At 40.9% G+C, this 22515-nt stretch carries 21 protein-coding genes and 1 pseudogene; 11 read left to right on the top strand and 11 right to left on the bottom strand.

The genetic code is table 11. From position 1 onward, the window contains the following. The first annotated feature begins 158 nt into the window (after positions 1-158). From dapD to IAE20_RS06035, 5 genes are all read left to right on the top strand, one after another. Positions 159-980, top strand: coding sequence for a 2,3,4,5-tetrahydropyridine-2,6-dicarboxylate N-succinyltransferase (gene dapD, locus IAE20_RS06055; protein WP_200481780.1), 822 nt, complete (start codon positions 159-161; stop codon positions 978-980). Between the two features lie 97 nt (positions 981-1077). Continuing rightward, positions 1078-1788, top strand: a complete 711-nt coding sequence (queE, locus tag IAE20_RS06050; protein ID WP_200481781.1) for a 7-carboxy-7-deazaguanine synthase QueE — start codon at positions 1078-1080, stop codon at positions 1786-1788. A gap of 38 nt (positions 1789-1826) precedes the next feature. Further along, positions 1827-2495 carry a 7-cyano-7-deazaguanine synthase QueC gene (gene queC / locus IAE20_RS06045; RefSeq protein WP_200481782.1) on the top strand — a complete coding sequence of 223 codons (669 nt, stop codon included), beginning with the start codon at positions 1827-1829 and terminating at the stop codon, positions 2493-2495. Between the two features lie 16 nt (positions 2496-2511). Continuing rightward, positions 2512-2922, top strand: a complete 411-nt coding sequence (locus IAE20_RS06040) for a hypothetical protein (RefSeq protein WP_200459931.1) — start codon at positions 2512-2514, stop codon at positions 2920-2922. Positions 2923-2990: 68 nt separating this feature from the next. Then, positions 2991-3455, top strand: a complete 465-nt coding sequence (locus IAE20_RS06035; protein WP_200481783.1) for a peroxiredoxin — start codon at positions 2991-2993, stop codon at positions 3453-3455. Positions 3456-3483: 28 nt separating this feature from the next. Here IAE20_RS06035 and IAE20_RS06030 read toward each other — a convergent pair whose 3' ends face one another. Then, positions 3484-4056 (bottom strand): YceI family protein, encoded by a 573-nt coding sequence (locus IAE20_RS06030; protein WP_200481784.1) that lies wholly within the window; start codon positions 4054-4056, stop codon positions 3484-3486. Positions 4057-4112: 56 nt separating this feature from the next. After that, on the bottom strand, positions 4113-4679 hold the full coding sequence (locus IAE20_RS06025) for a nicotinate-nicotinamide nucleotide adenylyltransferase (RefSeq protein WP_200481785.1): 567 nt from the start codon (positions 4677-4679) through the stop codon (positions 4113-4115). Positions 4680-4781: 102 nt separating this feature from the next. Here IAE20_RS06025 and IAE20_RS06020 point away from each other — a divergent pair, with 102 nt between their 5' ends. Beyond that, entirely contained in the window at positions 4782-5582 is an 801-nt protein-coding gene (locus IAE20_RS06020; protein WP_200459928.1) for an enoyl-CoA hydratase-related protein, read from the top strand. Positions 5583-5745: 163 nt separating this feature from the next. Continuing rightward, positions 5746-6531 carry a nitroreductase family protein gene (locus IAE20_RS06015; protein ID WP_200481786.1) on the top strand — a complete coding sequence of 262 codons (786 nt, stop codon included), beginning with the start codon at positions 5746-5748 and terminating at the stop codon, positions 6529-6531. Here the strand turns inward: IAE20_RS06015 and IAE20_RS06010 are convergent. The 9 genes from IAE20_RS06010 to IAE20_RS05975 form a co-directional block, all read right to left on the bottom strand. Then, complete coding sequence (locus tag IAE20_RS06010) at positions 6528-6848, bottom strand: NGG1p interacting factor NIF3 (protein ID WP_200481787.1); 321 nt, start codon at positions 6846-6848, stop codon at positions 6528-6530. The genes IAE20_RS06015 and IAE20_RS06010 overlap by 4 nt on opposite strands. 60 nt (positions 6849-6908) lie before the next feature. Continuing rightward, positions 6909-7025, bottom strand: coding sequence for a KGW motif small protein (locus tag IAE20_RS16855; protein ID WP_265092536.1), 117 nt, complete (start codon positions 7023-7025; stop codon positions 6909-6911). Positions 7026-7314: 289 nt separating this feature from the next. Then, the gene (gene purL, locus IAE20_RS06005) at positions 7315-11151 is read right to left on the bottom strand and encodes a phosphoribosylformylglycinamidine synthase (protein WP_200481788.1); all 3837 of its coding nucleotides are present in this window, start codon (positions 11149-11151) and stop codon (positions 7315-7317) included. 389 nt (positions 11152-11540) lie between these two features. Then, positions 11541-13484, bottom strand: coding sequence for an acetyl/propionyl/methylcrotonyl-CoA carboxylase subunit alpha (locus IAE20_RS06000; protein ID WP_200481789.1), 1944 nt, complete (start codon positions 13482-13484; stop codon positions 11541-11543). Beyond that, on the bottom strand, positions 13484-14302 hold the full coding sequence (locus tag IAE20_RS05995; protein WP_200481790.1) for an enoyl-CoA hydratase/isomerase family protein: 819 nt from the start codon (positions 14300-14302) through the stop codon (positions 13484-13486). The genes IAE20_RS06000 and IAE20_RS05995 overlap by 1 nt, the downstream gene beginning before the upstream one ends. Before the next feature lie 137 nt (positions 14303-14439). Beyond that, positions 14440-15597: an acyl-CoA dehydrogenase family protein gene (locus IAE20_RS05990; RefSeq protein WP_200481791.1), complete on the bottom strand. Its 1158-nt coding sequence runs from the start codon at positions 15595-15597 to the stop codon at positions 14440-14442. Between the two features lie 42 nt (positions 15598-15639). Continuing rightward, complete coding sequence (locus IAE20_RS05985; protein WP_200481792.1) at positions 15640-17253, bottom strand: acyl-CoA carboxylase subunit beta; 1614 nt, start codon at positions 17251-17253, stop codon at positions 15640-15642. Between the two features lie 3 nt (positions 17254-17256). Continuing rightward, positions 17257-18159 carry an SDR family oxidoreductase gene (locus tag IAE20_RS05980; RefSeq protein ID WP_200481793.1) on the bottom strand — a complete coding sequence of 301 codons (903 nt, stop codon included), beginning with the start codon at positions 18157-18159 and terminating at the stop codon, positions 17257-17259. A gap of 15 nt (positions 18160-18174) precedes the next feature. Continuing rightward, positions 18175-19980: an acyclic terpene utilization AtuA family protein gene (locus IAE20_RS05975; protein WP_200481794.1), complete on the bottom strand. Its 1806-nt coding sequence runs from the start codon at positions 19978-19980 to the stop codon at positions 18175-18177. A 194-nt stretch (positions 19981-20174) separates the two neighbouring features. Here IAE20_RS05975 and IAE20_RS05970 point away from each other — a divergent pair, with 194 nt between their 5' ends. From IAE20_RS05970 to IAE20_RS05955, 4 genes and pseudogenes are all read left to right on the top strand, one after another. After that, on the top strand, positions 20175-20774 hold the full coding sequence (locus IAE20_RS05970; protein WP_200481795.1) for a TetR/AcrR family transcriptional regulator: 600 nt from the start codon (positions 20175-20177) through the stop codon (positions 20772-20774). Further along, positions 20771-21003 (top strand): annotated as a pseudogene (locus tag IAE20_RS05965) (GNAT family N-acetyltransferase); the annotation flags it as partial. The gene IAE20_RS05970 and the pseudogene IAE20_RS05965, both read left to right, overlap by 4 nt. A 106-nt stretch (positions 21004-21109) precedes the next feature. Beyond that, the gene (locus IAE20_RS05960; RefSeq protein WP_200481796.1) at positions 21110-21727 is read left to right on the top strand and encodes a DUF6915 family protein; all 618 of its coding nucleotides are present in this window, start codon (positions 21110-21112) and stop codon (positions 21725-21727) included. Positions 21728-21744: 17 nt separating this feature from the next. Next, positions 21745-22482: a hypothetical protein gene (locus IAE20_RS05955; RefSeq protein WP_200459916.1), complete on the top strand. Its 738-nt coding sequence runs from the start codon at positions 21745-21747 to the stop codon at positions 22480-22482. Positions 22483-22515 lie beyond the last annotated feature (33 nt).

The following is a 22515-nucleotide window of genomic DNA, read 5'->3' as shown; positions in this document are numbered from 1 at the left end:
TTTGATACAAATGAGTTTGGTTATTGTTTTTAAAGCAATTATTCGTAATCTTTTTTATCAAAATTTAAAAATAGTATTTTTTTAATGAATCTTTTCTTTCGCAAGATTATTCAGGCTATTTAGTGTAAAATTGTTCAAATTTTTTCGGAAGGAAGAACATGTCTCAGCTTTCTACAATCATTGAGCAAGCATTTGAAGATCGTGCAAATTACTCTGCAACGGATTGTCCAGCAGAAATTCGTGATGCTGTTGAGCAAGCGATTTCAGGCTTAGATAACGGTACATTACGTGTTGCTGAAAAAATCGATGGTGATTGGGTTGTTCATCAATGGCTTAAAAAAGCAGTATTGTTATCTTTTAAATTGAATGATAACAAGCCAATTGAATCTTGTGATTTACGTTTTTATGACAAAGTAGATACGAAGCATGCAGGCTGGACCGAAGAACAGTTCAAAGCCGCGGGTGTACGTGTTGTACCTCCTGCTGTAGCACGTCGTGGTAGCTTTCAGGCAAAAAATGTGGTGTTAATGCCCTCTTATGTCAATATCGGCGCATATGTCGATGAAGGCACAATGGTGGACACTTGGGCAACTGTAGGTTCTTGTGCGCAAATTGGTAAAAATGTTCATTTATCTGGCGGTGTAGGGATTGGTGGCGTTTTAGAACCATTACAGGCAAATCCAACTATTATTGAAGATAACTGCTTCATCGGTGCGCGTTCTGAAATCGTAGAAGGTGTGATAGTTGAAGAAGGCTCTGTGATTTCAATGGGCGTTTATATTGGTCAGTCTACACGTATTTATGATCGTGAAACTGGTGAAATCCATTATGGTCGTGTACCCGCTGGTTCTGTAGTCGTACCAGGTAACCTTCCTTCAAAAGATGGAACTTATAGCCTGTATGCAGCAATTATTGTCAAAAAAGTGGATGCACAAACTCGTGCTAAAACTAGTTTGAATGATTTATTACGTGCTGACTAAGCTATAATCTATTGTTGCGGAACTTTTGCGGTTCCCTATCTCTACGCTCAAGTCTGATCGTAGAGATTTTTGTTTTCTACGATGTGGTATTTCTGCAATGACTTCTCTACGCTCAACGACTATTCCGGTATCAGATCCTGCAGCGGGTCTTCGTATTACGGAAATTTTTTATTCCTTGCAGGGAGAAGCCAATACCGCAGGTTTGCCCACTGTTTTTATTCGTTTAACAGGATGCCCCTTACGCTGCACTTATTGTGATACTACTTACTCTTTTGAGGGTGGCGAGCGGCAGTCTCTGGATCAGATTATTGAAACGGCTTTATCGTTTAAAACACCTTATATTTGTGTGACGGGCGGTGAACCACTTGCACAACCCAATTGTTTGCATTTATTAACACGTCTTTCAGATTTGGGCTGTCAGGTATCTTTAGAAACAAGTGGAGCACTGGATGTATCCAAAGTTGATCCTCGCGTATCTAAAGTATTAGATTTAAAAACGCCAACTTCTGGTGAAGAAAAACGTAATCTTTTAAGTAATCTAGATTATTTGACCCCTCATGACCAAATTAAATTTGTGATTTGTAATCGTGAAGATTATGAATGGTCAAAACAGCAATTTCACCTATATAAACTGGATCAAAAAGTAAGTACAGTCTGGTTTTCTCCAGCATTTGCAGTTGAAAAAGGTTCAGTTAAACTACCTCAGTTAGCGCGTGATATGGCGCAATGGATTTTAGAAGACCATCTCCCAGTGCGTTTTCAATTGCAATTACATAAATTGCTTTGGAACGATGAAACAGGTCGTTAATCCACTTTATCTTGTTATTTATTTTTGGAGAATATCATATGCGCCCTCGTGCCATTGTTTTATTATCAGGCGGCTTAGACTCGACAACTTGCCTAGCTTGGGCACAAGCGCGCTATGAATGTATGGCGCTCAGTTTCATGTACGGACAACGTTCCACCACTGAACTGGATGCAGCCAAAGCACTTGCTCAACGGGCAGAAGTTGAACATCGTATTATTAATATTGATTTGGGTAATTTAGGTGGATCAGCCCTCACCGATCATAATATCGATGTCCCAGATCATGAACAAGAAGGTATTCCTATCACCTATGTACCAGCGCGCAATACTATCTTTTTATCTTATGCGCTTGCCGCTGCGGAAGTATTTGGGGCTGAGGCTATTGTGATTGGCATTAACGCGGTCGATTATTCGGGTTATCCAGATTGCCGTCCAGAATATATTGATGCATTTACAAATATGGCACGATTGGCAACAAAAGCAGGGGTAGAAGGAAAACCTCTTACATTTGAAACACCTTTGTTACATTTATCCAAAGCGAATATTATACGCTTAGGTATTGAACATGGCGTAGACTATAGTCAAACTGTCTCATGCTATCAAGCGGATGCTGAAGGTCGCGCATGTGGAAAATGTGATAGCTGTCGTTTACGTAAACAAGGGTTTATTGAAGCTGGCATCGCAGATCCCACACGCTATATACCATAATAATCAGGTACTATTTATGAAATTATTCAACACTAAACTTATCCTTTCTTCACTTATGGCTGCTGCTGCATTTACAGCAACGGTTACTCATGCTGCGGATGAAAATAAGCTACAACAGGCTTACAAAAGCACAAATGTTAAAGGTGCTTTAATTAACCTTTGTAAAGATGAAACGGGGAAAGGCAATAAATTGACTGCTGCTGAAGTCAATAAATATTGTACTTGTGCTGTAGAAGCTGATGGTAAAATGACAAATGCACAGAAGTGGGAAGTGCAAAGTGCCATTAATGCTAAGAAAAGCCCAAGTTCTTTAGCGTTTGTACAACAGCAAAATAAAGACCTTCAAGCATGTTTTGGTCCACAACTGACTGGCAAGCTAAAAGGCTTAACTGAAGAAGCAATGAAGTCTGCTCAAAGCAAAAAATAAGCAGCAATGATTTGATTGACTGGCCACTTTATGTGGCTAGTTTTTTATGGAGAATATGGAGAACAATGATGAGCAGCGAAAATATTTCATTACCCAATCAAACATTCCCTACAACGCAAAGTGAAATTAATTTAGCGGATGTTCCTGCTGAATGGTTGATCATTTACTTTTACCCTAAAGACTCAACACCCGGTTGTACCACTCAAGCAGTCGGATTTTCATGCTTGAAAGATCAATTTGATGCATTGGGTGCAACTGTAATTGGCATATCTCGTGATTCAGTTAAAGCGCATCAAAACTTTACTGAAAAACAAGCGTTGACTATTGATTTAATTAGCGATAAAGAAGAAATTCTGTGCCAACATTTTGATGTGATCAAAGAAAAAAACATGTATGGGAAAAAAGTAATGGGCATTGAGCGCTCAACTTTTATTTTCCATAACAAACAATTGGTTAAAAGTTATCGGAAAGTTAAAGCGGCTGGACATGCTGAGCAAGTGCTTGAGGATGTAAAAGCTTTGCAACAAGTGTAAAAAAGGCCTGAAAAGGTCTTTTTTCTATTTATAAGGATGCGATTTTAAGCGTGCCATTCATATGGATATGAACAATTTCACCCATTCCACCAAGAGCAGGTTTCATCCCAAAATCACTTCGTCTAATTTCAGTTGAAGCCGAAATATTCATTACCTCAGGGTTTTGTGTGGGTTGGATAATCGCAACAAAAACTACAGGCCTAGTCATACCTCTCAAGGTCAAATTACCTTCAATGGCATATTTTGAATGACCATTTGCCTGAAAATGTGTACTTTTGAAGGTAGCTTCTGGATATTTTTCTATATTAAAAAAATCAGGTCCAAGTACCGTGTTTTTTAATGCAGGTTGAGTCAGAGATAAACTTTTAGCATCCATCACAAATGTCGCTTTAGACTGCTGTAGTTCATCTGGGTTAAACTGAAAATTGGAATTTACCTGATTAAAGGTAGCATCTATGGTTTTTAAGCCTAAATGCTGAATATAAAATCCAATATTCGGTTTACCATTTAAACTCCAGTTCGCTGCCTGCGTATGGGCAGTTAATATGGATAAAACCACTAAGGCAGATAACTTTCCAAAATGCATTATCTTATTTTTCATAACTTTTGGTCGATTAAATATCGCACTTCCCTATTATTACTCAATTGACAATCAGTTTATTCAAGATTGGAAGAATCCTCATTACGGTATTTGTTCTGCAATTGTTGATAAATAGGGGTCTTCTGAAACTCTTGTAAAAAATGTAAAGTTCCCTGCGGAAATGCCTGTTTCTGGATTTCACCACGGTAATAAGCTTCTCGTACTGGTGTTGCAGACATCGATTCCTTCAAGCTATCCAACTCAACCATAGTCCACTTTGGGAAAAGTTTTAAATAGTACGAAGACTCGTCTTTAAAGTGTCCAATCAAACCAATTTTGGCATGAGAAGGCGTAATCTGCTTCACCAGCATTTTGACTTGATTAACCCATTTTTGGTCATTATAAACATCAACTACATGTACAAAATGAATCCGTTTTTGCTCATTTTCTGAAAAATTAGATAAAATCATTTCTTCACGTTCTACCGCCAAAAAAGGATTTTTAATATTGCGTTCAAGCTGTGCAGAACCCAAAGCCAATATAATGTTTTGGCTTTGTTGTAATGCAATTTCAACTGTTTGCATATGAGCCAGATGAAATGGCTGAAACCGACCAATAAAAACGAGATAATCAAATGTGTACATAAGCCAACTTAATTTTTTTATGAACTCACCAGTAGTCATTTACAATCAAATTTACGACATAATGGCAAACATAAACCCAAGATTGAAAGCAAGGATAGTACGATGACACTTCGCTGTATTCAACAACCTCATCAACATTTAAATGCAAAACTTGAAAATGGCATCCTGACATTAGCCATTAATCGTCCTGAAGCAAAAAATGCTTTATATGGTGAATTGTATTTATGGATTGCACAGGCACTTGATGACGCAGATCAATCTAATCAAGTTCGCGTCGTCGTTTTACGTGGCGCCGATGCAGATTTTTCGGCGGGTAATGACATGAAAGATTTCATGGGTTTTATTCAAAAACCACATGCAGGTAAAGCTGGGGATCAACCACCTTTTGTTTTGCTTAAATCCGCAGCCCAACTTTCTAAACCGCTTATCGTTGCAATTAAAGGTGTTGCGATTGGTATTGGGGTAACTATTTTATTGCATGCTGATATTGTTTATGCAGATCAAACTGCTTTGTTCCAGATTCCGTTTGTAAGTTTGGGCTTATCTCCTGAAGGGGCTGCAAGTCGCTTACTCGTAAAGCAGGCAGGTTATCATCGTGCCGCAGAGCTTTTATTTACTGCAAAAAAATTCAACGCTGAAGTAGCTGAAAAAGCAGGTCTAGTTAATCAAATCAATGACGATGTTTACGGATTAGCTGAACAAACTGCTCAACAATTGGCTGCCCTGCCACTTGCGTCCATTAAACAGTCCAAAGCCTTGATGAAACAAGATTTGGCTGAAATTATACAGTGCGTCGATGATGAGGCTGAGATTTTTATGCAGCGGGTACGCTCACCTGAAATGAAAGAGGCTGTTCAAGCTTTTATGGAAAAACGGAAACCAGATTTTTCCCAGTTTGACTAAGACTAAAAGGAATTAAAAGAGCTTCCTGAGAATAAATTTCTGCGTCGCATCATTTAGTTGTGAGTCACAGCAAAAATCTCAGGAACTACACTTTTTTACTTGGATAGAATAATTGAGTGATATGCTCACTCATGATCATTAATCACTAAATATTTGAACAGCTATGGCAAATTCAGAAAAACTCCCTAAAAACACTCAACAAGGTTCTGATAAAAAACGTTATTTTGAACCTGCGCCGCAAGATATTGATGTTGAAAATTTTCGGAAAGTCATCGAAAGTCGTCGTTCAGTACGAAAATTTACTGAAAAACCAATTCCAGTTGAAACTCTTGATGCCTGTTTAGATTTAGCTTTGCTTGCGCCGAACTCATCTAATTTGCAGCCATGGACATTTTACGTTGTACAGCAACCCACAAAAAAGAAACAATTAGTTAAAGCCTGTTTGGGGCAATTAGCCGCAAAAACTGCGGCAGAACTCATTGTTTGTATCGCTCGTACAGATCGAGTTGATGAAATGGCAAAAAAGAATATTTCTGAGTTTCCATTTCCTGAAGCTCCTGAAACAGTTAAAAAGTATTACCGCTTTATCCCGTATAACTACAAAACTGGTTATTTAAATGCATTAGGCAACTTTAAAAAAGTTGCCTTTAAAGTGGCAAGAAGTTTAGACAAGCAGCTGCCTGTGACTGCATTTAACCCTGCTGACGCCAAACTTTGGGCAACCAAAAGTACAGCCCTAGCGTGCGAAAATCTAGTGCTCGCATTGCGTGCTTATGGTTTTGATAGTTGCATGATGGAAGGTTTTGATGAACCCATGGTACGTAAAATTTTAAAGCTCAATGATCAACAATTTCCTGTTATGGTGATTGGTGCCGGTGAACGTGCTGAAGATGGCGTCTTCTTCCCACAATATCGTTTTGAGCGCGATTTATTTATTCAAAAAGTTTAAATTTCGTGAATATCAACTATCTGAATAAATTCAAAGGCAGGCTCCTCATAAGGGTGGCTTGCCTTTAATGCTTTTGCGACAGCGCTGGCATGTTGCTCTGAAACAATCGTCTCGACGCGCCATTCCTCAAGCCGTTCCAGTTCATTCAGGTTTCCTAAAAATGGATTGGCTCCTTGAACAGGTTTGAACTGGCCGATGCCCTTCACTTGCCATGCACAATGTTGATAATTGCCAATGCCACCCGCCTCAGCTGCAAAAATAGCTTGTTTGGTTGATTCCAGATGAGATTCTGGCACATAGTAAATGAGCTTAAGCATACTTAATTTGTTGTTAAAAACATGTCATTATCTTAACCAATTCGTTGCAGGATTTAAGCGTTATGATTGTAAAACAATATAATTTCCTAAAATCCATAGCAATTCAGCGGTAATCACTGCACCAAACCACATCCAGCCTTTACGTTTTCGAGATATCATTTGTTTATTTTTTTCCATTGATATACTCCGATTTAATCTTAATTTTGTTATATGAAATAAAAGCAAAACTTATACCAACTCGAATTAATGTAAGCTTTAAAAATATTTCATTTAGGCTAACTTAATTAATAAATTCTGATTTTTCAAATGCCTTATGAATTAAGAGAAATGCCAAAGCCAATATTTCTAAAGTCTGCACTTTTGCCTTATGAGAATAGAGACAACTTTTTAATCATTATAAACTCAATAAAAAAACCATCTTCGATTGAATCAATCAAAGATGGTTAAATTTAGTGAACTGATCTTATTAACCAATAAACCTACGTGCATTACGGAACATGCGTAACCATGCACCATCCTCTGTCCAGTCTTCAGGTTTCCATGAATGCTGTAAAGCGCGGAAGTTACGCTCTGGATGCGGCATCATAATGGTGGCACGACCATCTGTAGATGTCACACCAGTAATTGCTTCTGGTGAACCATTTGGGTTCAATGGATAGTGCTGAGTCGGCTGACCCAAACTGTCTACATAACGCAAGGTCACCTGATTATTGACATTTAAGCTTGCCAAGTTTTCATTGTTCGCTACAACTCGCCCTTCACCATGTGCCACTGCAATCGGGAGAAGAGAGCCCTGCATATCTTGTAGCAGTACAGACACGGATTTTTCTACGCGTACATTGACTGCACGTGCTTCAAAAACTTCAGAGACGTTACGATGGAAACGCGGCCAGTTTTCTGCACCTGGAATCAAGGGTGCAAGTTGTGACAACATCTGACAGCCATTACAAATCCCGAGACTAAACGTATTTTCACGGTTGAAGAAGCTTTCAAACTGATCGCGTAATTTTGGATTGAATAATACTGATTTTGCCCAGCCACCACCTGCACCAAGCACGTCGCCATAAGAGAACCCGCCACAAGCGACTAGACCTTCAAAATCCTGTAAATCAACGCGACCTGCCAGTAAGTCACTCATATGTACATCGACAGTATTGAAGCCAACCTTGTCAAATGCTGCTGCCATTTCTACATGACCATTAACACCCTGCTCACGCAAAATCACCATGTTGGGACGGCGTGTTGCAATGAATGGCGCTTCAACAGGTTCGTTTAGGTCGAAAGTTGCGTGTGCGATTAGACCTTTATGATTTTGATCCGCAATCAGAGCAAATTCCTGATCCGCAGTTTCTACGTTGTCACGTAAACGCTGAATCTGATGGGAAACTTCTGCCCATGCTTGTTGCAGTTTAGTACGTTCTAAACTTAGACCATTTACAGTGAGTTGATCAGTGTTATTCACACGTCCAACCCGTGTAATAGCATCTTTTAAGTTCGAGCTTTCAACTTCTGCTTGTAATGCATCCCAATCAGCAGTCTTAATTTGTAAAACTGTACCAATTTCTTCTGCAAACAGACTTTCAATACTTTGTGGCTCTAAAGCTACACCTAAACGTGATGCAAACATCATTTCAGCCACAGTAGCCAATAAACCACCATCACCAATGTCATGATAAGCTTGAACTAGACCACGATTGTTCCAGTCCTGTACTAGATTAAAGAAATCTTTTAAATCTTCAAAGCTATCTACGTCTGGAGTCACAGTCCCAATAGCTTTATAAACTTGTGTCAAAATTGATGCGCCAATACGGAATTGGCCTTTCGATAAATCAATCCGTACTAAGCATGAATCATCTAACTTTTTCAACTCAGGCGTTAAGGTTTTACGCACATCACTCACGGGAGCAAATGCAGTAATCACCCCAGACATAGGTGAAGTTACCGCTTTTTCGATACCCTCATCATTCCATGTGGTACGCATAGAAAGTGAGTCCTTACCCACTGGAATCGCAATTCCTAGTGCTGGACACATTTCCATACCGATGGCTTTGACACCCTCAAATAAGGCTTGATCTTCACCTTTTTGACCCGCTGCTGCCATCCAGTTTGCAGAAAGTTTAATATCACCCAACTGCTCAATATTTGCAGAGGCAATATTGGTCAATGCTTCAGCAACAGCCAATCGTGCAGAAGCAGCAGGGTTTAACAGTGCAACTGGCGGACGTTCACCCATCGCCATTGCTTCACCTGTGTAACCCTGTAAGCTAGTCGTGGTTACTGCGGCATCAGCTACAGGGACCTGCCAAGGTCCAACCATTTGATCACGAGCAACCATACCCGTAATTGAACGGTCGCCAATGGTAATCAGGAATGATTTAGATGCTACCGTTGGATTCTTCAAAACACGGAAAATCGCATCGTTTAGATCAATTTTTGAGGTATCAAACTCAGTGCCCTGACGTTCAATTGTTTCATATGAACGTTGCATACGTGGTGTTCCACCAAGCATGACCTGCATTGGAATATCAACTGCTTTATTGTCAAATAATGGATCTTCTACCGTTAAATGACGTGCTTCGGTCGCTTCACCCAATACAGCGAATGGGCAACGTTCACGTGCACAGATTTCTTCAAATAATTCTAATGATTCTGGGCGAATCGCTAAGACATAACGCTCTTGCGCTTCATTTGACCAAATTTCCATTGGGCTCATGCCACGTTCAAGCGATGGAATCTTACGCAGATTTAAAATCGCACCCAACTCGTGATCATTCACCAGTTCAGGCATGGCATTGGATAAACCACCTGCGCCCACATCATGAATCGATACGACAGGGTTAAAATCTTCCATACGCCAGCAAGTATCAATCACTTCCTGACAACGGCGTTCCATTTCAGGGTTTTCACGCTGTACTGAAGCAAAGTCAAGGTTTTCACCCATCGTACCGCTATCTACAGAAGATGCCGCACCACCGCCTAAACCGATTAGCATGGCTGGGCCACCCAGTACAATCAGTAAATCACCCGGTTGTATAGCATCCTTTTCAACGTGGTCAGGACGAATGTTTCCATAACCACCTGCTATCATAATTGGCTTATGGAAACCTTTGACTTCACCATTAACATTTTGTTCAAAGGTACGGAAATAACCGTTTAAGTTAGGACGACCAAATTCGTTATTAAACGCTGCGCCACCCAATGGCCCTTCAATCATAATTTGCAATGGTGATGCCATACGTGAAGGTTTGCCGTAATTATCCTCCCAAGGCTGCTCAAAGCCAGGAATATTCAGGTTAGAAACGGTAAAGCCTGTTAAACCTGCTTTTGGTTTACCACCGCGACCGGTTGCCCCTTCATCACGGATTTCACCGCCCGAACCAGTTGCGGCACCCGCAAAAGGAGAAATTGCTGTCGGGTGGTTATGGGTTTCTACCTTCATTAAGATATGAGCAGCTTGGCTTTTATATTTATAAACAAAGTGACCCGTTTCATTATCTTTCTTAGGATAAAAACGCTGAGTGTCATAACCCACGATCACTGAAGCATTGTCTTTATATGCCGACAAAACTTCATTTGGTGATTCTTTATAAGTATTTTTAATCATCTGGAACAAAGATAATGGTTGTTTTTCACCATCAATTGTCCACTCTGATCCAAAGATTTTATGACGACAATGCTCAGAGTTAGCTTGAGCAAACATCATCAATTCGATATCGTTTGGATTACGTCCCAAGTCAGTAAACGCTTGGGTCAAATAATCAATTTCTTGTTCAGACAGCGCAAAACCAAATTCATTATTGGCTTTTACAAGTGCTGGTTTTCCCTCACCTAAAATATCAATCGAGTTTAAAGGTTTTGGTGCCGTTTCTAAAAATAAACGATGCGCATCTTCAATCTGGCTGAAAACTGTTTCAGTCATGCGGTCATGCAGAGCCTGTTTTACCTCATTGCTGAGTTCAGAAACACCTTTTAAAGTAAATAAAATACCGCGTTCCAGACGATGGATTGGAGTATTACAGTTTTTAAAGATATCCGTTGCTTTAGATGACCACGGTGAGATCGTTCCAATACGTGGGGTCACTAAGACTTGTATTTCATCATTGGCCACTTGGCGCAACTCAAATGACGACCCATCATTTAAAAGTTGCAATGCAGATTGATGCTGCTGCTCGTCGAGCGCTTGATCAAACAGGTAAACCCATTGGCTGTCAAAGGTTTGGACAGAACTGATTGAAGATAAACGTGTTAATAGTTGAGCTTTCTTGAATGAAGAATGTGCTGGTGCACCGGCCACGATAAACATGTTGATTTTGGCTCCACGGGCAAGTCTTTTGGACTTTACCGCAATGTGACTTTAGAGAGAGCGCATATTCTACTGTGAAAAGGCAAAATCAGCTAGATGGAGAACATGGATTTCTCTCATGTTATTCTATAATTAGCCCCACTTATATAGTGTTAACTAGCTTTATCACACCCAGTTCTTCTCTAAGGTGAGCAAAAATAGACCATTTTAGATGTGCGAAATTTCTTTTTTTAGATGTATCCAAATGTGACTTATTTCAGAAAATTAAAAATCTCAGCTTTTTACTGTGTTTTAAAGAAATACCACAAAACCCAAATCCCCAGAACCATTTTAAAATGACTTGTTCTGGGGATTTGTTTGTAATCATCATGGATGTTTGAATCCCTTTTTTATAGCTGGATATTTAATAAATGCTGCCGTTTTTTCACCTGCTGTCCTACTTGCCCAATCAGTTGCTCAACCACACCATCGACATCTGACTTGATCTGTTGCTGAATCTTCATGGCTTCCAAAATTAATAGGGTCTGTCCTTTTACCACTTGATCACCAACATTGACTAGTAAATTGACAATTGCACCATCCATTGGCGCACGAATTTTTCCATCACCCACTACTTCTGCTGCTTCTGGGGCTGCATAGGTCATATTTTCAATCAGTAAATTGCCATTGGCTGTATCTAAATAAAGCTGATTTTGATCAAGCACATAATTCAGCTTACGGCGCACTCCTTCCGCGCTATAAATGATCTGAGTAGGACTCATGTCTAAAACATGAATCGTAGATTGCTGATCACATAATTGAATTGTAATTTGCTGATGATTTCTTTCTACTTGTAGTGAAAATTGTTGATCTGCACATTTCAACTTTAATGGCAAAGGTATGGCAATACCTGTTTGCAATGCGTCTTTTGACGTTTTATGTTGTGCAAACAATGTTGCTGCAATCACCAAACTTTCAATTGCTGGAACTTGTGGATGTAAACTGACATCTTCCTGAAAGTGTTGCTGAATAAAAGCAGTATTGGTATCTCCAGCGACAATAATCGGATGACGCAATAAATTCACCAAAAACTGTTTATTACTATTTACACCAAGCAATACGCAATCATCCACCGCTCGCGCAAGTAGACGAATCGCATCCTGACGGGTTTTACCATAAGCAATTACTTTAGCAACCATTGGATCATAGAATGGACTAATTTCACCCTGTTCCAACATACCATGATCAATACGAACATTCGGTAACTCGGCAGGCTGCCAACGTAATACTTTGCCCGTTTGCGGCAAAAAATTCTGACGTGGATCTTCTGCATATAAACGCACTTCAATCGCATGTCCATTGAAAGTCAGCTGGTGCTGCTCTAAGGGTAAAACCTCACCATTTGCTACTCGTAATTGCCACTCAACTAGATCAAGTCCTGTAATCATTTCAGTGACAGGATGCTCAACTTGCAAACGGGTATTCATTTCAAGGAAATAAAATGCTCCAGATTGATCCAGCAAAAATTCAACCGTTCCCGCACCAACATAATCACAAGCTTGAGCTGCTGCAACGGCCGCCTCACCCATTTTTTGCCGTAATTCTGGTGTCATTACAGGGCATGGCGCTTCTTCCACCACTTTTTGGTGACGACGTTGAATCGAACAATCTCGTTCAAATAAATAAACATAATGACCGTGAGTATCACCAAATACTTGGATTTCTACGTGACGAGGCGCGATTACCGCTTTTTCAATAATGAGCTCACCCGAACCAAACGCATTTTCTGCTTCTGAACGTGCAGTTTCTAAGGCTTCTAGCAATTCAGATGGCTGATGCACCAAACGCATACCACGTCCACCACCTCCAGCAGATGCCTTAACCATCAAAGGAAAACCAATGTTCTTTGCTTGCTGAGCCAAATATTCAATATTTTGTTGATCACCTTCGTAGCCAGGTACACATGGTACGCCTGCTTTAATCATGGCAATTTTAGATAAGCGCTTACTGCCCATTAATTCAATTGCAGATGCAGTCGGCCCAATAAAAGTAATATTATGGTCCATACACGCTTGGGCAAATTCAGTATTTTCAGACAGAAAACCATATCCAGGATGAACTGCATCTGCACCGGTCTTTTTACATGCGTCAATAATATGAGGAATAGCTAAGTAAGATTCTGAAACTTTGGATGGCCCGATATACACTGCTTCATCGGCAACTTGAACATGACGTGCATTGGCATCAGCATCAGAATATACAGCAACAGTTTGGTAGCCCAGTGCTTTAGCCGTTTGCATCACTCGAACTGCTATTTCGCCACGATTTGCGACTAAAATTTTTGAAAATTTCATTATTCTTCAGCCCAATTTGGTAAACGTTTTTGGATAAATGCTAGTGTGCCTTCCTGACCTTCTATACCAGCAACCGCTTGAGCAAACTCTTGCGCAGCAGCATCAAGTAAAGAATCTAAAGGCTCATTTAAAGTCCGATGTAGCAATGCTTTGGTATTTCGAGATGCCAATGGCGCAGCACGTTTAATCTGTTGAATGGTTTCACTAAGTAATTGCTCAAGCTCAGTGTCATTACATACAACATCATGTATCACACCTAACTTCTGCGCAGTCTCAGCATTAAAGCGTGAACCTAACAGCGCCAAACGACGAGCTTGAGTCAGTCCAATCCGTTTCACCACAAATGGTGCAATTTGAGCGGGCAATACCCCTAAACCTGTTTCTGGTAAACCGAACTGAGCGTTATCACGGCTGATCGCAACGTCAGAAACACAGACCAAACCAAAACCTCCTCCCAACACCGCTCCCTCTAAAATCACAACAACGGTTTGCGGAGCTTGATCAACCTGTTCAATCATGGCACCAAATCGGCGGTTAAAATCAACATAAGGTTGTAGGCTGCCTGTATGGGTAGCGGCTACCCGCAATGCTGCCATATCCTTAATATCTCCTCCCGCACAGAAATGCCCCCCTTTTCCACGTAGGATTACAGCACGGATTGAAGTATCCTCAGCAATATGAGTAAAAACCTGTTGAATGGCATTGACCATGTTGAGACTCATGGCATTACGACTTTCAGGTCGATTTAGCCAGATAGTCAAAATACTGCCCTGTTGTTCTAGTTGAATGCTGTCATCTATTTTTAAATCATCTAACACAATTCTTATCCTTATCGTCAAACCAAGAAAAATGTATAACAGGCAGCTCTTGCAAGGTACAAATTGGTAAAAAGTGCCAAATATTCAATATATCCAAGCATTTTTCAGCAGTTTTCCACGAAGCAGGAGCCACTAAGCTAGTTTTTCTTTTTAGGCAGGATATCCATAAGCTTACAGATGATGCCTAACATGATTTCATCTGCACCACCACCAATCGAACCTAAACGACCATCGCGATAGAGCTGAGAAGCTGGGTTATCCCACATAAAGCCATTGCCACCCCAATATTGTAGACAGCTATCTGCCACTTCACGGGTTAAACGTCCTGCTTTGAGTTTTGCCATAGAGGCCATCATAGTGACATTTTCACCCGCTATATGTTGCTCACAGGCTTGATAAGTCAATGCTTTTAGAGCCTCAACTTCGGTCATCAGTTCAGCGAAACGGAAATGTATATATTGGTTATTAATGAGTGGCTGTCCAAAGGTGGTACGCTCTTTAGTGTAGTCAATGGTTTGTTTAATCACATTTTCCAAGCCACCAATTGCATTGGCACAGGCCCACATTCGTTCTTCCTGAAACTGCATCATTTGCATCATAAAGCCCATCCCCTCCGCTCCCACTAGATTACGCTGTGGTACGCGAACATGGTCAAAGTAGACTTGAGCGGTTGTAGTTGAACGCATTCCCAATTTATTAAGTGGTGCTGAAAAGCTAATCCCTGCGGTTTTTGCCGGGACAATAATCATGGATTTATTGACATGCGGTTTATCATCGGACGTATTGGCAAGTAGGCAGAAAAAATCTGCTTGTAGTGAGTTGGTAATCCACATCTTGCTGCCATTAATGACATAATCATCGCCCTCTTTTTTGGCTGTAGTTTTGATTGCTGCCACATCTGAACCTGCATGAACTTCTGACACTGCAATTGACGCGACATATTCACCACGAATCGCAGGATTCAAAAATTCATCCCGAAGTTCTTTACTGCCAAAACGAGCAAGTGCTGGTGTGGCCATATCCGTCTGTACCCCAATTGCCAAGGGTACACCGCCACAAGCTGCACGCCCCAGTTCTTCTGCTACTACAAGGTTATACGAGTAATCTAAGCCCAGCCCCCCGTTTTCTTCTGGTTTACAAATTCCAAGTAAGCCCAAATCTGCCATTTTTTTAAAGACATCATGAATTGGGAAACGCCCTGTTTCTTCCCATTCAGGAATAAATGGATTAAGTTCATTTTCTACAAACTGACGTGCGGTACGACGTAAAGCTTCATGCTCTGCGGTAAATTTCATAGTGTTGTCCTAAGTATTTTTATTGCCTAAATTTTGTTTAAATTAGAAACGTGAAACACCAAAGCGTGTAGGATTTAACTTTCGATGCTGTGCTTCATTAATAGTCTGCAATAAGAAAATCAATAGTTTACGAGTATCTCTTGGGTCGATAATGCCATCATCATGCAACATGGCTGTGTTAAATAGGGCTGTAGATTGTTGTTCTAGTTTCACTGAAGTACTTTGTTCAAGAAAATCTAGCATTTGCGGATTTGGCTCCATACCAGAGGCTTTTTGTTTACCCTCAGCCACAATCCGTAAAACCTTACCTGCCTGTGCTGCGCCCATTACTGCGACATGAGAATTTGGCCATGCAAAGATAAACTGTGGAGACAAACTACGTCCGCACATGGCATAGTTACCCGCCCCGTAAGAACCTGCCACCACGATTGAGATTTTTGGCACCGTTGTATTCGCCACTGCCTGAATCAGTTTGGAACCATGTTTGATAATGCCATTCTGCTCTGCATCCGTTCCCACCATAAAGCCTGTGGTGTTGTGCAGAAATAAGAGTGGACGCTGAGTTTGCTCACACAAATGAATAAACTGTGCAGCTTTAACCGCACCTTGCGGCGTAATGGGACCATTATTGGTAATGATGCCCACATGCAGACCACCCATTTTGGCCCAGCCGCAGACCGTCAAAGCATCATATTCCTGTTTAAATTCCAGAAAATCTGAATCATCAATTATCCGTGCAACGATCTCTTTCATATCAAAAGGTTGCTTGGGATCCTGAGGAATAATCCCTAATAACTCCTCTGCAGCATAACGCGGTTCTTTATAATTCTGATTGGATTGCTCAGTTTGTTCTTTCCAGTTGAGGTGCTCAAAAATCTCACGTGCCAGACGAATACCATCTGCGTCATTTTCAGCTAGATATTCCGCGACACCTGAGGTTTGAGTATGCATTTCCGCACCGCCCAATTCCTCCGCAGTCGCCACTTCACCTGTCGCAGCCAATAATAATGGTGGGCCTGCCAATAGCATTTCAGTCTGTTTACGTACTGCAATCACATAATCAGATAAACCAGGTTGATAAGCTCCACCAGCGGTGGCATTACCATGCACCACTGCGATTTGTGGAATCCCTGCCGCTGACATTTGCGCTTGATTGGCAAAAGTCATGCCACCGTACGTAAATACTTCAGCCGCATAGTTCAGGTTAGCACCGCCACTTTCAGTCAATGTAACCACCGGCAATTTTTGTTCTAATGCGATTTTTTGCAGACGTAAAGTTTTATGAACACCCATCGGTGACATGGTGCCACCTTTGATCGCGCTGTTACTGGCAGAAACCAGCGCACGGACTCCACTGACAAAACCAATTCCCGCAATAATACCCCCGCCAGCTTCAGAACCATCCTTATCATCATGCATGTTATAGCCAACTAGCCCGCATAATTCTATAAAAGGCGAATCCGCATCTAACAATAGACGAATGCGTTCATGTGGCAAGATTTTGCCTTTCTTATCAAACTTGGGTTTTGCCGCATAGGACTTATCAATACTTTTTTGCTGCACCGCACGAACTTCAGCGAGTTGTGCCAGCAATGCCTCTTTGTTTTGCAGGTATTGTTCATTCCCTACTACAATTTCAGATTGAAGAATAGTCATGGCTTAATCCTTGCTTTCATCTGGTGCTGCTTTTTCAATCTGATCTTTTAATACATCAGGAATAAAAGCACGGTGAAAACCATTAAAAGACTGGCTATTGGTCGCATCAGCCAATGGATACATTCGCGTTCCTTGTGAAGCTGCACCATCAATTCTTAAAGTCACACCTGAAACAAAAGCGGCAGCATTTGAAAGCAAATAGCAAATAGCGGAGGAGATTTCGGACTCGGTGCCCATACGTTTTAAGGGGACATTACCCGCCAAACTTGGAATAATGACTTTGGCAAAATCACCACTATAGTTGTCCATGCCCGAAGAAATAATCCACCCCGGTGCAACTGCATTGACACGCACACCTGAATGCCCCCATTCCACCGATGCGGTTTTAGTCAAATTATCAACACCTGAACGTGCTGCACCTGAATGCCCCATACCTGGCATGCCACCCCACATATCTGCGGTCATGTTGACAATGCTGCCACCATGTTTTGCCATCCATTGATTATAAGCTTCACGCATCAGATAAAAGGTTGAATGCAAATTATTGCGTACCACTGCATCAAAACCATTGGCAGAAATATTTTCAAGCGCAGATGGAAATTGTCCACCTGCGTTATTCACTAATCCATCAAGTTTGCCAAATTTTTCAATAACTTCGGCAATCATGTTTTTAACTTGTTCTTCATCACGGTTGTCACAGACGATGAAATGAACTTTGCCACCATCTTCCAGAATTTCCTGACTGACTTTCTCTAATTTTTCAACTTTACGTCCCGTGATCACGACTTGCGCACCCAAGGATGCCAATTCATGTGCAGTACAACGGCCAATACCAGAGCCACCGCCTGTCACGATAATCACTTTGTCAGCAAATGCATCTGCCCTGAAAATTGATTGATAACCCATGTTTATATCCCTTACTTATTTTTCTAACAGTTGTGGTGGTAACTTCACTGGCATATCCAATACTTGCTGTGCAAAGGCTTTACCTTGTGGATCGATCCGCAAGCTAGCAATACCGCCTCCGCCTAATGCATTTTCCAAAATGAAATTCAGCGCATGCATTTCAGGCAATTCATAACGAATTACCTTGGATTTGTCTGGGTCTAAAACATGCTGCATATAGCTAGCAACATTGGCTTCCGTCAGAGCTGCACGAATCCACGGTAAGTATTCGGCCTTACGCGCAATCACCCCGATATTGCTGTGATTGCCCTTATCTCCACTACGCGCGTGCGCTACCTGAATTAAAGGCACTTCAATCTCATCGCCTTGATAGGTGGCGATTTCACCAACGGGATGTAGCTCAACATCTAGTGCCTTTTGCCCAGTAGGAATCTGAACAGGATGACGCTGCCCCTCAAAATCGACTTCTACGTTTAATTGATCTTTATCAATCAAGAATGAAAATAATTTCACCACTGCTGAGGCTTTAGGGCGACCTCCGACAATCCCTGCCAATGCGGGTGCCATCCCTGTTGAAGCTTGAGCAATTTCAGAAGCAAAGAACATACAAGCTTCTTTAAACAGATGTTTGACCGCGATTTTGACCACCACTTCACGGCTATCTTTAATTCTTGAATGTGGACCATAGGTACTTTCAATCCCCAAGATTTCCACCGATTTTTCACTAAATGGCGGAACTGAACGCAACGCCAATACCCGTTCACATTTACTCAGAATAGCATCGGCAATCGCTTGGGCTTTTTCTGGTGCTTCACGACCAGCAATTAAGAAACTGACTAAAACTCGGTAGCCATCGGCATAGGTAGCACTGACTTTATATTGCTGAGTTGGTGCACGACCTTTTGCACCTATCACTTTGACGCGATTTTCACCCACCTGTTCTAAATGGACTTGGCTAAAGTCTGCGATCACATCAGGTAAAAGGTAGGCTTGTGGATTGCCGATTTCATAAACGATTTGTTCGGCTACCGTCGCCGTTGAAACTAAACCACCTGTTCCTTGAGGCTTGGTTACGATGAAAGATGCATCCGCACTCACTTCCACAACGGGAAAGCCCATATTGTCAAAGCCCTGAACCAGACGCCAATCAGTAAAATTTCCACCGGTACACTGTGCGCCGCATTCAATCACATGCCCTGCCAATGAACCCTGTGCCAGTTTGTCATAGTCTTCAAGTGACCATTTATATTCGTGCAATAAAGGTGCGAGCACTACAGCCGAATCGACCACACGACCAGTAATCACAATATCCGCACCCAAATCCAAGGCATCACGGATCGCAACAGCACCGAGATAGGCATTACTACTGGCAACATGTGCAGGCAAGGCATCGCCGTTAAACATTTCCTGAATATTTTGCGTTAATAATTCCGTATGCTTTGGTAGTACATCATCCCCCAATACCACCGCGACTTTTAAATTCAGTCCCTTTTCATCAATGATTTTTTGTAACGCATCACGACAAGCCAGTGGATTTACCCCGCCTGCATTACTAATCACTTTAATTTTTTTCTCAGCAATTTTATTGATCAATGGCGACATAACTCGACTGACAAAATCAAGTGCATAACCATGACTTGGTTCCATCATCATCGCTTTTGCCATGATCGACATGGTGATTTCTGAGAGATAATCAAAGACTAAATAATCAATATCACTCAGATGTACCAACTGAAAAGCAGCTGTATTAGTATCGCCCCAGAATCCTGATGCACAGCCGATTTTTACTATTTTTTGGTCATCCTGTTTGACACTCGTCATGCGCTTTCTCATTGTTCTTGCAAAAAACGCTTTAACATTACCAAGCAAGTGCTTGGTTTGTAAAGTGCATAATGCTATGCTGTATTGGCAAAAACAGTCAAATTCAAGCAAATGCTTGTTATAAAAAGATAAGACAATTCATAAAATGAATTTTGTTACAATACCTCTCGGATCAATAGGATAGACGGATAAGCATGATCGCAACTTCAATTGAGCAAATACCCAAAATTGTTTGTTTTGATGACAGTCCACGCGGGCGTTTATTGCAAGGTGCCGCCTATTTATTTTACAAGCAAGGCTATGACAAAACTACGGTACGCCAACTTGGTGAATTCATTGGGATTCAATCTGGAAGTTTGTTTCATCATTTTAAAAGCAAAGATGACATTCTAGCCACGGTAATGGAACAAACCATTATTTATAACTTTGCACGTTTAAAAGAAGCGGCTGAACGCTCAGCTGATCCTGAACAGCAGTTACGCCATCTCATTAAAGCTGAATTAGTTTCAATTACAGGTGATACAGGTGCAGCAATGGCTGTACTGGTACATGAATGGGCGTCGCTTTCCAAAGAAAAACAAGCATACATACTTAAAATGCGTAATGAATATGAGCAAGTTTGGCTAGATGTCATTGAAAAATTATGCGTTCAAGGTAAAGTTAAACATGATGCTTTTATCTGGCGTCGTTTAATGGGCGGGGCTATTTCGTGGACAGTAACGTGGTATAAACCTGAAGGAAAAATTAGTCTTGATGAACTCACCGAAATGGTTTTGGAAATGGCGGTGAAATGAGGCCAGTCTATTTGCGTAAGCCTCAACTCAGTGATTTAACGCAAATCAAACATGCTTACTCGAATATTATTCGTAGCTACTTCCATTCTGCCTATTTAGGTTATGAAACCTTTGATCCTTATACCAGTCATGGCCATATGAGGCGAAGACTGCAATTAGTTTTAAACAAGTATTTCAAACTCTGAACTTGCATCGACTAGAAGCCAATATCCAACCAGACGATCTGCCCCTTTAAGCACGACACAGCTTATCGCTCACGTCAATTTATCTATATTCGTTGTATTAGAAAGCTGTTATTGTTATTAAACATCAAGCGATTATAAGAATTAGTAAAAATGAATCCAGTACAACATGCCAATATTTCGGTGAAACGTCGTGGGGGCGAGCTTGAAGATTATATTGATATTCATGCGCTAATCGACAGCACCAAAATGTTGTGTACCGACAATCGCCATCGTATCTTGCATACCTTTTGGGGTGTTCAAGAAGTGATTATTCCGATCTTTGGGCATCATTTCGAAAATAGTGCAGGCAAAAGCATTGAGGTGAAAGACCTGTGTGAAAAAGACCATCTGTTGGTTGATTTTCATCACCGCTTTATTCCAACCATTGGCGATTTTGTTGCCGCGATGCAGGATATCCCTACAGATGGACTGGCGAAACGCCTAGAGAAATTCCACGCTGATGTGATTGATGACCCAAAGCTATCAGCAACTTTGCTCTCGCCGTTATCGGTGACAGGACAATTAAAGTCATTACTGATCACCCACAATAGTTGGTTTATCAATACTATTCTTCCCATGATGGGAAAAGGTGAAGCCAAATTTATGGATTTTGATATTCCTCCTGATTTCTTTTTCAATCCGATGCGTTTTGAACTCTGGATGGACAATGGCATGGCTGTGCCACCTAGTGCAGCAAAATTGCAAGAATTAAAAACTAAAATTGCTTAACTTAAGGGGAAATAAAAATGAGTAATATCCAATACGTGATTCGTCAAAATGACTTTGCTTACAATGACGAATGGCATCTGACCAACTGCGTTTCAACTGGGGCAATCAAACAGATTTATACAGATAAAGCTGAGGCGGAAAAGGCATATAAAACCCTAGTCGTTGAAGGCTTATATTATGATGAGCTTTGTAACTATGATATCGGCAATGGCGAAGTAGATGATGAAATCTACGAGAAACTTGAAGCTTTAGTATTAGAAAAAACAGGCAAAAAATTTGATATCGAAGATGGTGAAATTCCAAAGCTCAATGAAGATGATGCTTTCGAATTTGCCAAAATTTCGGGTATTGTCTGGTATCAACTCATAGAAGTCGATGCGACACAACCTTGCTATGTCCTCTGGATTAATTCAGAAGAAGACTATTTTTCTGGCTATGAAACTGGCAGCATTATTTCGAGCCAAGATGAAAACTTTAGTGATGTTACGTGGGAATCCAATATTTATGCGATGGACTATGAGTTTGAAGCCTTGATGGACAAGCCACTTGCTGACTTAAGTGATAGTCCATTGCTATTCAAACAATTTATCGAGCAGACTTCAGATATTCGCTATGATTCTGAAAAAGATAGCATCGAAGGTATTGCACTAGACAGCATAAAATTTATTGATATCAAAGCACTGAATTCATTTCTAAAACAACCCATCTTTGAAATCCGTCAAATTTCTTTAGAAGAATTAGCTGAACTAGAATAAATTTCAAAATGAAAAAGTGCGGTGTTTTAACCG

The organism is Acinetobacter sp. S54, assembly GCF_016624945.1.
In the GTDB taxonomy this organism is placed as follows: domain Bacteria; phylum Pseudomonadota; class Gammaproteobacteria; order Pseudomonadales; family Moraxellaceae; genus Acinetobacter.
Note: the sequence above shows the minus strand (reverse complement) of the source record. Positions and strands in the feature narration are given on the sequence as shown.